Origin of the sequence: Paraburkholderia ginsengisoli NBRC 100965 (genome assembly GCF_000739735.1) — a bacterium.
GTDB lineage: Bacteria > Pseudomonadota > Gammaproteobacteria > Burkholderiales > Burkholderiaceae > Paraburkholderia > Paraburkholderia ginsengisoli.
Genome location: NZ_BBJF01000011.1, coordinates 243835 through 256337, shown reverse-complemented (window position 1 = coordinate 256337; position 12503 = coordinate 243835). Strand labels below are relative to the sequence as shown.

13 protein-coding genes are annotated in these 12503 nt (G+C 64.8%); 6 read left to right on the top strand and 7 right to left on the bottom strand.

Going from position 1 to position 12503, the window contains the following annotated elements; genetic code table 11:
• Positions 1 to 183 precede the first annotated feature (183 nt).
• The 4 genes from minC to BGI01S_RS19720 all read left to right on the top strand — a co-directional run bounded on the left by minC (position 184) and on the right by BGI01S_RS19720 (position 2978).
• Positions 184 to 1020, top strand: a complete 837-nt coding sequence (gene minC, locus BGI01S_RS19735; protein WP_042327671.1) for a septum site-determining protein MinC — start codon at positions 184 to 186, stop codon at positions 1018 to 1020.
• Positions 1021 to 1124: 104 nt separating this feature from the next.
• Positions 1125 to 1940 (top strand): septum site-determining protein MinD, encoded by an 816-nt coding sequence (gene minD, locus BGI01S_RS19730; protein ID WP_007175863.1) that lies wholly within the window; start codon positions 1125 to 1127, stop codon positions 1938 to 1940.
• Between the two features lie 14 nt (positions 1941 to 1954).
• Positions 1955 to 2209, top strand: coding sequence for a cell division topological specificity factor MinE (gene minE / locus BGI01S_RS19725; protein WP_008922443.1), 255 nt, complete (start codon positions 1955 to 1957; stop codon positions 2207 to 2209).
• Between the two features lie 457 nt (positions 2210 to 2666).
• Positions 2667 to 2978, top strand: coding sequence for a YXWGXW repeat-containing protein (locus BGI01S_RS19720; RefSeq protein ID WP_042327670.1), 312 nt, complete (start codon positions 2667 to 2669; stop codon positions 2976 to 2978).
• A 229-nt stretch (positions 2979 to 3207) separates the two neighbouring features.
• Here BGI01S_RS19720 and BGI01S_RS19710 read toward each other — a convergent pair whose 3' ends face one another.
• Positions 3208 to 4671, bottom strand: a complete 1464-nt coding sequence (locus tag BGI01S_RS19710) for a chloride channel protein (RefSeq protein ID WP_042327668.1) — start codon at positions 4669 to 4671, stop codon at positions 3208 to 3210.
• A gap of 210 nt (positions 4672 to 4881) precedes the next feature.
• Here BGI01S_RS19710 and waaC point away from each other — a divergent pair, with 210 nt between their 5' ends.
• Positions 4882 to 5886 carry a lipopolysaccharide heptosyltransferase I gene (gene waaC / locus BGI01S_RS19705; protein ID WP_042327667.1) on the top strand — a complete coding sequence of 335 codons (1005 nt, stop codon included), beginning with the start codon at positions 4882 to 4884 and terminating at the stop codon, positions 5884 to 5886.
• Positions 5887 to 6296: 410 nt separating this feature from the next.
• Here the strand turns inward: waaC and BGI01S_RS30320 are convergent, their stop codons facing one another.
• On the bottom strand, positions 6297 to 6446 hold the full coding sequence (locus BGI01S_RS30320; RefSeq protein ID WP_157004233.1) for a hypothetical protein: 150 nt from the start codon (positions 6444 to 6446) through the stop codon (positions 6297 to 6299).
• A gap of 140 nt (positions 6447 to 6586) precedes the next feature.
• Here BGI01S_RS30320 and BGI01S_RS30615 point away from each other — a divergent pair, with 140 nt between their 5' ends.
• Positions 6587 to 6724, top strand: coding sequence for a hypothetical protein (locus BGI01S_RS30615; RefSeq protein ID WP_167335665.1), 138 nt, complete (start codon positions 6587 to 6589; stop codon positions 6722 to 6724).
• A 5-nt stretch (positions 6725 to 6729) separates the two neighbouring features.
• On the opposite strand, the gene BGI01S_RS19700 is transcribed toward BGI01S_RS30615, so the two are convergent.
• The 5 genes from BGI01S_RS19700 to BGI01S_RS19680 form a co-directional block, all read right to left on the bottom strand.
• A complete protein-coding gene (locus BGI01S_RS19700; protein ID WP_042327666.1) occupies positions 6730 to 6909 on the bottom strand; it encodes a hypothetical protein in 180 nt (59 codons plus the stop codon).
• 231 nt (positions 6910 to 7140) lie between these two features.
• Positions 7141 to 8448: an MFS transporter gene (locus BGI01S_RS19695; RefSeq protein WP_042327665.1), complete on the bottom strand. Its 1308-nt coding sequence runs from the start codon at positions 8446 to 8448 to the stop codon at positions 7141 to 7143.
• A 624-nt stretch (positions 8449 to 9072) separates the two neighbouring features.
• Positions 9073 to 9558, bottom strand: coding sequence for an energy transducer TonB (locus tag BGI01S_RS19690; protein WP_042327754.1), 486 nt, complete (start codon positions 9556 to 9558; stop codon positions 9073 to 9075).
• A 425-nt stretch (positions 9559 to 9983) separates the two neighbouring features.
• Positions 9984 to 11390, bottom strand: a complete 1407-nt coding sequence (argH, locus tag BGI01S_RS19685; protein ID WP_042327664.1) for an argininosuccinate lyase — start codon at positions 11388 to 11390, stop codon at positions 9984 to 9986.
• A gap of 151 nt (positions 11391 to 11541) precedes the next feature.
• The gene (locus tag BGI01S_RS19680; RefSeq protein ID WP_042327663.1) at positions 11542 to 12354 is read right to left on the bottom strand and encodes a helix-turn-helix transcriptional regulator; all 813 of its coding nucleotides are present in this window, start codon (positions 12352 to 12354) and stop codon (positions 11542 to 11544) included.
• Positions 12355 to 12503: the final 149 nt, after the last annotated feature.

The following is a 12503-nucleotide window of genomic DNA, read 5'->3' as shown; positions in this document are numbered from 1 at the left end:
GCGTCCGTTCCGCCATTGTGGCCGGCTCGTGAGTCTCGCGAGCGGCCCGGTCATCGGTCATGGCGCGGCCTGGGTGGTCCGCGTGTGGCCGTGCCGCAATTGAGGTGGCTCGTTATCCCCGGCAAAAAAGCTGGCCGTGCGCGTGGACGCCTGTAAAATACGCAAAATTTTTTGCCGAACGCTATGTCGCCCAAGAAATCGCCCTTTTTCGAACTCCGCAGCGGCTCGGTTGATACGCTCCTGTTCGTGGTCAAGACAACCGACCTCGACGCGATGCGTGCCGAGCTGACGCGGCGCTTCGAGGCGACCCCCGAGTTTTTCGCTAACGACGTCGTCGCGATCGACGTGCGGCGTCTCGCCGACAACGAACGTGTGCCGCTCGCGGACATCGCGCAGCTGCTCGACAGCGTGCGGATGCGTCCGGTCGGCGTGGTCGCCAATGCACAGCAGAAGTGGGCGGGCGAGGCGGCGTTGCCGCTGCTCGAAGCCCGCGACCGTCGCGGCGCTGTCTCGAAATCAGTCGACGAAGAAAGCGGCGACAAGGCGGCCAGCACGAGCGCCAGCGCGACGCCCGTTGCCACGTCGGCTCAGGCGAGCCTGCTGCCCCCCGAGCTCCCCGGCGCCGGTGCCGGCGCGGCAGTCGAGCCGGCGCCCGCCGCCGAACCCGTGCGTCTCGCCACGTCGTCGCAAACGATGGTGGTCGACAAGCCGCTGCGCTCGGGTCAGCGCATCTACGCGAAGGGCGACCTGGTCGTACTCGGTCTCGTGAGCTACGGCGCGGAAGTGATCGCGGAAGGCAACATCCACATTTACGCGCCGTTGCGCGGCCGGGCGCTGGCCGGCGTGCAGGGCAATCACGACGCGCGCATTTTCTGCACGTGTCTCGAACCGGAACTCATCTCGATCGCGGGCATCTATCGAACGACCGAGAACCCGCTGCCGTCCGACGTGCTCGGCAAGCCGGTGCAGATCTGGCTCGAAGAAGAAAAGCTGATGATCGAACCACTGCGGCTCACGTAATCGACGGGAAGCGCGCGCTGTGCCGGGCAATAGCGGCACGCGACGTTTCACGGCAAATATGGCCGCACATAATTGACGAATTTGACGAACACAAGGTAAGGGTAATGGCAAAAATCATTGTGGTGACTTCGGGCAAGGGCGGCGTGGGCAAGACGACCACGAGCGCGAGTTTTGCATCGGCCCTCGCACTGCGTGGCAGCAAAACCGCCGTGATCGACTTCGACGTCGGCCTGCGTAACCTCGACCTCATCATGGGCTGCGAACGCCGGGTGGTGTACGACCTGATCAACGTGATCCAGGGCGAAGCCAACCTGAACCAGGCGCTGATCAAGGACAAGAAGTGCGAGAACCTGTTCATCCTGCCGGCCTCGCAAACGCGCGATAAAGACGCGCTGACGATGGAAGGCGTCGAGAAGGTCATCAACGACCTGATCGCGATGGACTTCGAATACATCGTCTGCGATTCGCCGGCCGGCATCGAGTCGGGCGCATTGCTCGCGATGCACTTCGCCGACGAAGCGCTGATCGTGACCAATCCGGAAGTGTCGTCGGTGCGCGACTCGGACCGCATCCTCGGCATTCTGTCGTCGAAGACCAAGCGCGCGATCGAAGGCAAGGAGCCGATCAAGGAACACCTGCTGATCACCCGCTACAACCCGAAGCGCGTCAGCGAAGGCGAAATGCTGTCGCTCACCGACATCCAGGAAATCTTGCGCATCGATCTGATCGGCGTGATTCCGGAGTCGGAAGCGGTGCTGCACGCGTCGAACCAGGGTCTGCCCGCCGTGCATCTGGACGGCACCGATGTGGCCGAAGCCTATAAGGATGTCGTGTCGCGTTTCCTCGGCGAGCAGAAGTCGCTTCGCTTTACCGATTACCAGAAGCCCGGGCTGCTGCAGCGCCTCTTCGGCACCAAGTAAGGGGAGCGCACGTAATGTCGATTCTTTCGTTTTTGCTGGGCGAGAAGAAGAAGTCCGCGTCGGTAGCGAAGGAACGCCTGCAGTTGATCATCGCGCACGAGCGCGCCGGCGGCCACGCGCCCGCTGATTATCTGCCTGCGTTGCAACGTGAACTGGTGGCCGTGATTTCGAAGTACGTGAAGATTTCCGATGACGATATTCGCGTGAGTCTCGAGCGTCAGGACGATCTCGAAGTGCTCGAGGTGAAGATCGAAATACCGCAGGCCTGAGCGTTTGGACGTGGGGTCTGAAGTGGGTCTGTTCTACGACCGGCTGCTTCCAGTCGATGTGCGCCGCGCGGCGTCGCGTTGGGATACGCGATGCGACGCCGTGTGGTGTGGTGTGCAAGCCTCGGTGCTTTGAGCGGGGCTGTGTTGTGATGTTGTGAGCGCGTGGCGTGCGGTTGGCGCCGTTGTCTTTGCCGCGCGGTGTCTGCTGTACATGACGTCGTTCGCAGCTTCTTTGTCGTTCCTTGCCGTTTCATCTCCCTCCTTCGTTTTCTTCGAGCGATCGCCGCCTCGCTGCGTTGCGCACGCCTGTCACGTCCCCTCCACGCGCGCGGTCCTCGCGTCGAAATATACCGTTGCACTTCAGCGGGTGCCGTTACACGCGCATCGTCAGCCGCTCGCATCCCTCGCGCATTAAACGGGTAACGCCGTACGCGGTGTTCAACCACAGAGGGAAATCATGAACAGAACCTTTCGCTTGCTGCTTGCCAACACTGTACTGATCGCGGCTGGCGCCGCCGCTGTTGCGTCCGCGTCGGCTGCGGAAGTGGTGGTGATCGCGCCGTCCGCGCCGCCGCCCGCGCGCTATGAAGCGGTGCCTGCAGCGCGCGTCGGCTACGTGTGGGATCACGGCCACTGGCGCTGGGATCACGGCCGCTACGTGTGGGTCGCAGGGCACTGGCAGGCCGAGCGCGTCGGCTATCACTGGACGCCGGGTCACTGGGTCGCGCACGGCTCGAACTACCACTGGGTTCGGGGGCATTGGGCCTAACGCGGCAGCGGTCGGCAAGGTCGGCGCGTTCGATACCGCTCGCGCCGCTTCGATCACTTCGATAACACCGGCTTCGCGCGTGCGCATCGCGTAGCGCACGCCGGTGTCCTTCAGGGAAACACGTGATGAAAAAGAATCTGCTTCTACTCGCCGCGCTGGCGATGATGCTGGCGGGCTGTGTCGTCGTGCCGGCGCGGCCGATGTACGTGCATGCGCCGCGCGTCGTCGTCTACTGACGCGGCCTGACGCCGCCGTCCTCAGCGGGCGATTCACCGTCGGCAGGTTGCGCTGCCGGCTCGGATGCTGAGGCTTCGGGCACGTCGAGTACTTCGGGCACGTCCGGCACCTCGGGCGTCGCAGACGCAGGAGACTCCGCCGCAACCGACGCCTGGGCCACCGGAACCCTATAACGCTGCGCCAACGACTCATACAACGGCGGCGCGAACAGCCGCGACACGCGGCTCGCGATCAACGCGGTGGCCATCAGCGAAATCACCAGGGCGTGGCCGTCGATCATCTCCATCACGATCACGAACGACGTGATCGGCGATTGCGTGACGGCGGCCAGATAGCCGACCATCGCGAGCGCGATCAGCATCGGCAATTGCATCGAGTCGAACACCATGTGCAGCAGATTGCCAAAGCCCGCGCCGATCGACAGCGACGGCGCGAAGATGCCGCCCGGAATGCCGGGCAGGTACGAGCCGATCATCGCGATCATCTTCAGGAACGGGTAGAACACGGACAGGTGCTCATGTCCGTCGAGCAGGCCACGCGCTTCCGCATAGCCGCTGCCGAACGTGGTGCCGCCCGAAATCAGTCCGACCAGCGCGATCGTGAAACCGCACAATGCAGCGAAGACGACCGGCCGCTCGCCATGCAGTTGACGCAGCGGCGCCGGAATCCAGCGCGCCGTGTTCAGCAGCAGCCAGCCGAACGCGCCGCCCGCGATGCCGGTGACGACCGCCGTGAGCAGCACCGCGAGCGCGAGCAGATCGGGGAAGTGCACGCCAATCTGGATGGTGCCGAAGTATGTGTAGTTGCCGTTGAGCCCAAGCGCGACCACGCCGGCGATGATGATCGCGGTAATCAGCACGCCGCTTGCGCGCGACTCGAAGCTGCGCGTCAGTTCCTCGATCGCGAACACGATGCCGGCGAGCGGTGTATTGAAGGCGGCGGACAAACCGGCCGCCGCGCCGGCCAGCACCAGTTGCCGCTCTATCTGCGCATTCGAGCGCGGATAGAGCCGCCGCAGATTGAACATCAGCGCCGCGCCGACCTGCACGGTCGGTCCTTCGCGGCCGATCGTGAAGCCGCCCAATATCCCCAGAAACGACACGGCGATCTTGCCGAACAGGATCCGCCATGACAGCAGCCGCTCGCCGTACGGACCGGGCTTCGCATGCAGCGTGGCGATCACTTGCGGAATGCCGCTGCCCTCGGCGCCGCGAAAGAAGGTGCGCGTGAGCCATACGGCGAGCGCCGCGATTGCCGGTGTGACCAGCAGCGGCGCCCAAACATGCCGCTGTTGCAACGTGCGGAATTCGGCGTAGCCCCAGTCGATCAGCCTCGCATACAGCACCGCGATCAGGCCGACCGCGATCGCGCCGAGCCAGAAGATGCCGTATTGCCGCCACAGGCGTCTCGCCTGACGCACGATCGTGGATGAACGCAGGGAGAAGGGCTGGGGCATGACGGACGTAGGCGCAAAGGGAAAAGTATAAAGCGCGGCGCGCCGTCAAACGCGCATGAAAGATTTTTGAAATGCCGCCGAATCATCGCTGCAAGGTGCGCGACGTAACGCGCGGTATTGGGAATAAGATAGGTATGTTTTGCGCTCGCGCAGGAAAATTTGAATCGTCGGCTAAAATGGTGTGATTTTCGAACAACTAACAGGTCTTCCATGAAGCGAGTCCTCATCGTCAAGGTCACCTCACTCGGCGATATCGTGCAGGCCTTGCCGGTCGTCGCCGATATCAAACGCGCATTTCCTGGCGTTCAGGTGGATTGGGCGGCTGACGAGGCCTTCGCCGAACTCGTGCACTGGAGCGAAAGCGTGGACCGCGTGCTGTGCGCGCCGTTGCGCCGCTTCAAGAAGGCGCGCCGCTGGAGCGACTTCAAGGCGATCTGGGCGTCCATCGCCGAGCTGCGCGCGTATCGCTACGATTTCATCATCGACATTCACGGCGTCTACAAGAGCGCGATCATCGCGTTCCTCGCGCGCTCGTCGCGGCGCATTGGCTATCAGTCCCAGGATCTGGGCGAGCGGGGCGCCGCATTCGCGTACACCGGCCGCTTCGGCCCGCGCCCTCAAGGCAATGCGTGGCACGGCATGCGTATCAGCGCTGGCGAGGCGCTGGGCTACGAAGTGGAGGGCCCGCCGCTCTACAATCTGCGCCTGCCCGAACCGGCGAGCCCGCCCTTCGCATCCGACAGCGCACCGGTCGCGGCGTTCTTTCACGCGACCTCGAAAGACGACAAGAAGTGGCCCGTCGATCATTGGGTGGAAGTGGGCGGCGAACTCGTCGGACGCGGCTTTCGCGTGGTCTTGCCGTGGGGTTCGGCCGGCGAGCGCGCCGAGGCCGAGCAGATCGCCGCGCGGGTGCCGGGCGCGACCGTACTGCCGAAGATGAGCGTGACCGAAATCGCGCAGATGATCGACGCATGCGCGCTGGTGGTCGGCACCGATACCGGCTTCGTGCATCTCGCCCACGCGCTGCAGAAGCGCACCGTGATGATCTTCGTGGCGACGTCGCCGTCGCATTGCGGCGTCGAAGCGCCGAACCGCTCGACTTCGATCGGCGACGGCCATTCGGTGCCGCCCGTCAGCGCCGCGCTCGCCGCGATCGACTACGTGCATGGCACGGCGCAAGAGCTCGCCGCGCAGCCGCACAAGGCCGTCGCCTGAGCGGGTGCGGCGGCGTCCTGGTGGCGCCGCAATCGTTTGCTCAAAAAGAAAAGAGGCGTCACGCGCATCACCCGATCCAATGGGTGCTGCCACGTAACGCCTCCGGAAAACGCCCGTGTCGGGGAACAGCGGGCGGAGAGGAAATCGTTGCAAAGACCCGGCCGGGCTCGCATCGGCCGATTGAAACAGCAGTACTGACGGGTCGGCGGCCTGGCGTCTTTCTGGCTGCCGCGCATCCGATGCGGCTGCCTGGTTGCGCCGCTCCGTGCCGCGCTGATGAATCGCCCGACTGTGCCGCGCAAGATTCGCCATGCAACGCGCGCATTACACGCCTGTTAAATCTGTCGCTTTTCGTTGAGTGCTTGATGGCTCCCGCGCACCGCACTCGCCGGGGCGCGACCCTCGGTCCGCTACGCGCCGCTGCACAAACCCCACGTCTGTTCGCGCTGCATCGAGCCTCGTACGCCATGCCGGCCGGGCTTGCGTCGCGCGAGCATGTTCAACGCAGTATAGGCGCTGTTTTCCGCTGACGTGAAGCCGTGATCGCCGTGCTTCGGCATGGGCGATTTTCACGCAACGATCCTGTAACGCCTTCGTGATTTTCCCTTACAACTCGCAACGTTCGCGCGGGTCCATGTCGTGTCCAATCGGGTCATTCGGGGATTTGGCTCGAATGAATCTCGACTCGATGGAGAACAACATGAAACGCTTGATCCTGACTCTGGCCGCCGGCACGCTCCTCGCAACCGCACTCGGCGGCTGCGTCGTCGCACCGGCGCCGGGCTATTACTACGGCGGTGGCGGTTACTACCATCACGGCGGTTACTACTACCGTTGATCTGTTCAGGCCAGCAGCATTTCGAACGCGACTACTGCGGCGATGGCAGCCGCGTTCGCGGCCACTGCCTCGACGACGATGCCCTTCCATGTCGCCGGACGAAAACGTAGCGCCAGCAGCAGGGCGCCCAGCAGCGCCAGCGCGATGATCATCACAATGTCCGCGTTGTGGAGATGAATGCTCATCTGAACCTCCCTGCTTGCCATAGGGTTATTAGAGCTGAGTATAGGCAAGTCAAAAAGGCGCGCAAGGCAGGGGATTTACGCGGGCACGTCGCGGTAAGCGGCGCGTAAGGCGGGGCGTTGGGGATGCCGCCCGGCGCGTGGATCACGCGCCGGGCGGCATCGAGTTGGCGGCATCGAAGGACGATCGACAGCGGTCAACCGCTCGCTGCCCTATGCGTCACTGCTGCGTGGTTACATCAAGCGCGTGTCGCGCGTTTCGCGCATGCACAGCACGCCGATCAGGCTCACCGCCGCGGCCACCGACACATACATGCCGACCCACGGCAAGCCGCCGTGCGCGGAGAGCACCTGCGCGATATATGGCGCGACCGATGCGCCGAGAATCCCGCCGAGGTTGTACGCGACGCCCGCGCCGGTATAGCGCACGTTGGTCGGAAACAGTTCCGGCAGCAGTGCGCCCATCGGCGCGAAGGTCACACCCATCAGGAACAGCTGGATCACGAGAAACAGCAGTACCAGCGGCGTTTCTCCGCTTCCGAGCAGCGGCGCCATCGTGAAGCCCGACAGGATCGCCGCGATGATGCCGACGACCAGCACCGGCTTGCGCCCGAAGCGGTCGCTTGCGCGTGCGGACAGCGGCGTAGCCAGCGCCATGAACACCACTGCGATGCACAACAGGCCGAGAAACGTCTGACGCGGAATATGCAGCACGGACACGCCGTACGACAGCGAGAACGTGGTCGCGTTGTAGAACAGCGTGTAGCAGACCACCATCGCGAGCGCGCCGAGCACCGTGGGCACCCAGTGCTGCGACAGCAGCGTGGCGATCGGCACCTTGACGCGCTCCTTGCGTTCGATCGCGGCCTGGAATGCCGGCGTTTCCGCGATTTTCAGACGAACGTACAGGCCGAGCACGACCAGCACCGCACTGACGATGAACGGCACGCGCCACCCCCAGCTGCGGAACTGCTCGTCACTCAACGACATGGCCAGTGCGAAGAACAGGCCGTTCGACGCGAGAAAGCCGATCGACGGCCCGAGCTGCGGGAACATGCCGAACCAGCCGCGCTTGCCGGCCGGCGCGTTTTCGGTGGCGAGCAATGCCGCGCCGCCCCATTCGCCGCCGAGGCCGATACCCTGGCCGAAGCGCAGCACGCACAGCAGGATCGGCGCGAGGCTGCCGATCGAGTCGTAGCCCGGCACGAAGCCGATCAGCGTGGTCGACAGGCCCATCACCAGCAGCGACGCGACCAGTGTCGATTTACGGCCGATGCGGTCGCCGAAGTGGCCGAACAGGAACGAGCCGATCGGCCGCGCGATGAACGCGATGCCGAACGTGACGAACGCCGACAACGCTTGCGCGGTCGCCGAGCTGTGCGGGAAAAACACCGGTCCGATGACGAGCGCCGCGGCGGTCGCATAGACGTAGAAATCGTAGAACTCGATCGCGGTGCCGATGAAGCTCGCGAAGATGATCCGCGCGCTACTGTTCTGCCCGCTTGCATTGGGCTGAGCCGCGGAAATCGGCGAAGTGGACATGCAGGGTCTCCATGTTTCGTAGGGCTGCCGGGGCGTCGCGGGTTGAAGCCTGGCGGCGCGTGCCCTGGCGGCATTTTTGTTTGGGTTCGCTCGCCCGGTGCGGTGCGCGGCTGGTGAAGCCGCATTGACACCACGTGCGGCCCGGGCGATGAAGCGACAGCTTACAACGGCAGCGAGCGCAGGTCGCGCGCGACAGTGGCCATACCAGGGGAATAACCAGGTGGATTGCGTGACGCGTGCGGATTGCGAGGCGGCCGATGCGGTGCGGCGCGTTGACTGCCGGCTGTCGCGCGTGCGGCGCGGAGCTTGAGCATCAGGCGTCGTATACATCGTGCATCAAGCAGACGACGCTCGCGGATGACGCGGCGGCGCTGCAATCGGGCGTCGCGTCGCGCCGGCGGGTAGGCGGGCGGCGTGAGCCATGCCGGAAGACTCCGGCGCAGGGAATCCGAAAATTATAGCGAGCGGGGACGTGGTGCAGCAATGGGCGGCGTAACGGCCTGCATGGGTGGTGCGCTCGTAGCGACGCGGTTGCGAAGCCGCGATGCGGTCGTTCGTGACGAGCTCTGGCGGACGCCTGCGGTTGCGACGTGCGCCACGTATTCGTCTACGGGCCGACCCGCTTCAGTCGATCGTCTGCGCTTGCGGCGACGCCAACTCGCGCAGCTGGAACTTGCCGTCGTCGTTGAACAGCCAGTCTTCGAACAGTTCGAGCTGGCCACGACCATTGAGCAGCTTGCCGGGCGGCAGCGGCAAAGGCGCGGCGCGCCGCAACGTCGCGAGCGCGGTGCTCTCGGTTTCGTCGTCGCCGTTGGTGCGATAGACCGCCGACTGCACGATGTGTCCGTTGCGATCCACCGTGAACGACACCACCACCAGCGAGCGCAGCATCGCCTGCGGCGTGCCGCGCAGCACGTAGGACGGATTGCGTTCGGTGATGCGCTTCGCGACCGCCACGCGATACTGATCGAGCGTCGCGCTGTTGATCGCCGCGACCGGCGTACTGACGGCGGGTTCGTGCTGCGGCAGCGTGATCGTGCAGCCGGCCAGTACGCCGGCGCAAGCCGCAATGAGCAGCGCGCGAGGCGTGCGCAACGACCCCGTGCCCATGCCCGTTGCGAAGCGTCCGGTCATGCGGAGAAGGTGACGCGAGCAGATGAGCATCGTCGACGAGGACCACGGAGAGGACTTGATTTGATGGTAGTCAAAAACGGCCAGGATGCAATTGGCGTTCGCCCGCGCCATTGCTGCCGCGCAAGCGCGTCTTGATGCGCCCCGTGTAATGGCCGGAAATATGCGGCGATTGGACGGCGGCGAAAACACGCCTACACTTCGATGGCCTCTTTCGGGAGGCATCGGTGGAAGTCTTTTTTAGCCCGCTTCGTGCGGGCTTTATTTTTTGTGCGGCGCGTTCGCCCACATTGCGACTGCGGATCGACCAATAAAAAAGGCGAACCCGCTGGCGGGTCCGCCTTTGTCTTGCGAGTGCGCTGCAGGCGCCGAGCGAAGCCCGGCCACTTGCGACGCGACTGCTGCTACTTCAACGCCTCACGTGCCGCCTTCACTGCCGCGAGCACCTGCTCCGGCGCGGTGCCGCCCGGATGATTGCGGCTCGCGACCGAGCCTTCGAGCGTCAGATACGAGAACACGTCCTCGCCGATCAGATGTGCGACGTTCGGCAGCTCAGCGCGCATTTCTTCGAGCGTCAGGTCCGCCAGATCGCAGCCGCGATCCGCGCAGATACGCACGGCCAGCGCGACCGCTTCGTGCGCGTCGCGGAACGGCAGGCCGCGCTTGACCAGGTAGTCGGCCAGATCGGTGGCCGTCGAGAAGCCTTGCAACGCGGCGTCGCGCATCGCTTGAGGCTTCACCGAAATACCGGCGACCATTTCAGCGAAGATGCGCAGCGTGTCGGCGACCGTATCGACGGTGTCGAACAGCGGCTCCTTGTCTTCCTGATTGTCCTTGTTGTACGCGAGCGGCTGGCCCTTCATCAGCGTGAGCAGCGCGATCAGGTGGCCGTTCACGCGACCGGTCTTGCCGCGCGCGAGTTCGGGCACGTCCGGGTTCTTCTTCTGCGGCATGATCGACGAGCCGGTGCAGAAGCGGTCAGCCAGGTCGATGAAGCCGACGCGCGGGCTCATCCACAGCACGAGTTCTTCGGAGAAGCGCGACACGTGCGTCATGACGAGCGCCGACGCGGCCGTGAATTCGATCGCGAAGTCGCGGTCGGAGACGGCGTCCAGCGAGTTCGCGCAGATGCCGTCGAAGCCGAGCGTCTTCGCCACGGCATGACGGTCGATCGGATAGCTGGTGCCCGCGAGCGCCGCCGCGCCCAGCGGCAGACGATTCACGCGCTTGCGGCAATCGATCATGCGTTCCGCGTCGCGCGAAAACATTTCGACGTAGGCCATCAGGTGATGGCCGAACGTGACCGGCTGTGCGACTTGCAGATGCGTGAAGCCCGGCATGATGGTCGACGCGTTCTTCTCGGCCATGTCGAGCAGCGCGGTGCGCAGCTCGGTCAGCAGGCCGCCGATCCGGTCGATCTCGCCGCGCAGCCACAAGCGGATGTCGGTCGCGACCTGGTCGTTGCGCGAGCGGCCGGTGTGCAGGCGCTTGCCCGCATCGCCGATCAGCGCGGTCAGGCGCGCTTCGATGTTCAGGTGGACGTCTTCCAGATCGAGTTGCCACTCGAACTCGCCGCGTTCGATTTCACCCTTGATCTGCGCCATGCCGCGCTGGATGGCGGCGAGGTCGTCGGCGGCGATGATCTTCTGCGCGGCCAGCATCGAGGCGTGCGCGAGCGACCCTTCGATGTCGACGAGCGCCAGACGCTTGTCGAAGAAAACCGACGACGTGTAGCGTTTGACAAGCTCCGACATCGGCTCCGAGAAGCGAGCCGACCAGGCTTCGCCTTTTTTGTGCAGTTGGGACGTCATGGTGTTGGGCAGTTAAGCGGCAGTTGAGCGAGCGGTGAGAGGCTGACGGCGCGTCATGCACGTCACGTACCGTGCAAGGGTGCGGCCGAAGCGGGGAAAGACGGGGATTTTAACACTGGCCGTGGGCGTTAAAGACGCCAGCGGCCACGTGCTATTCGCGCACCAGCACCACCAGCTTCAGATCCTCGCGATGCGCGGGCTTGAAGGTGATCTGGTCATAGACGAGGCGGCCATCGCGCGGATGATTGAACTCGCGCCGCCCACCTTCACGACCGCCGACATCCTGCGACGCCCAGAAGCGCGTGAACGCGTCGCTCGCCGCGCTCAGCGAATCGATCAGCGCGCGCGTGGGCGCATCGTTCAGATGACGGATCGAGTCGGCGCGAAATTCGGCGGCGAGCCGCCTAGCGCGCGTTTCCCAGTCGACGATCAACTCACGCGCGGCCGGCTCGGTGAACGTGTAGCGCAAAAGATTGCGGTCATGCGCGCCATCCAGCCAGCCGACGAACAGATCCGCCGCGCGCTCGTTCCACGCGAGCGCATTCCACTGCCGGTCGAGCACGTAGGCCGGCGCGCTCACGAGCCGCACCGTTTCCAGCAACGTGACGGGCGCGTCGGCGGCGGCCGGATCGGGTTCGGTGGGGTCGCGCTGCGCGGCCAGTTCGAACAGATAAGCCCGCTCGGCGCGCGACAGCTGCAACGCGACGGCGATGCGTGCGAGCGCGTCGGCGGATGCGGAGACGGGCCGTCCCTGTTCGATCCACGTGTACCAGGTCGGACTCACGCCGCACAACTGCGCGACTTCCTCGCGCCGCAAGCCGGGCGTGCGGCGGCGCGGCCCGGGCGGCAGGCCGACCGCTTGCGGCGAAAGCCGCTCGCGGTGCGCGCGGATGAAGTCGCCGAGCGCGCGGGCCGGGGTGGCGTCGAGCGGCGGTGGGTTATCGGCGGAAGACGGCGTGGTCATGCTGATTGGCTTTGCGTGTGGGGTGTTAATTTCGGGGGGTAATGGAGATACCAGAATAATTGCTTAACTTGTACCGGTACCCGGCGGGCCCTATTGTAGCGGCTGGAACGGCGAAACGCCTGCCAACGCTGTTGCGGCGCTGTCGCGAA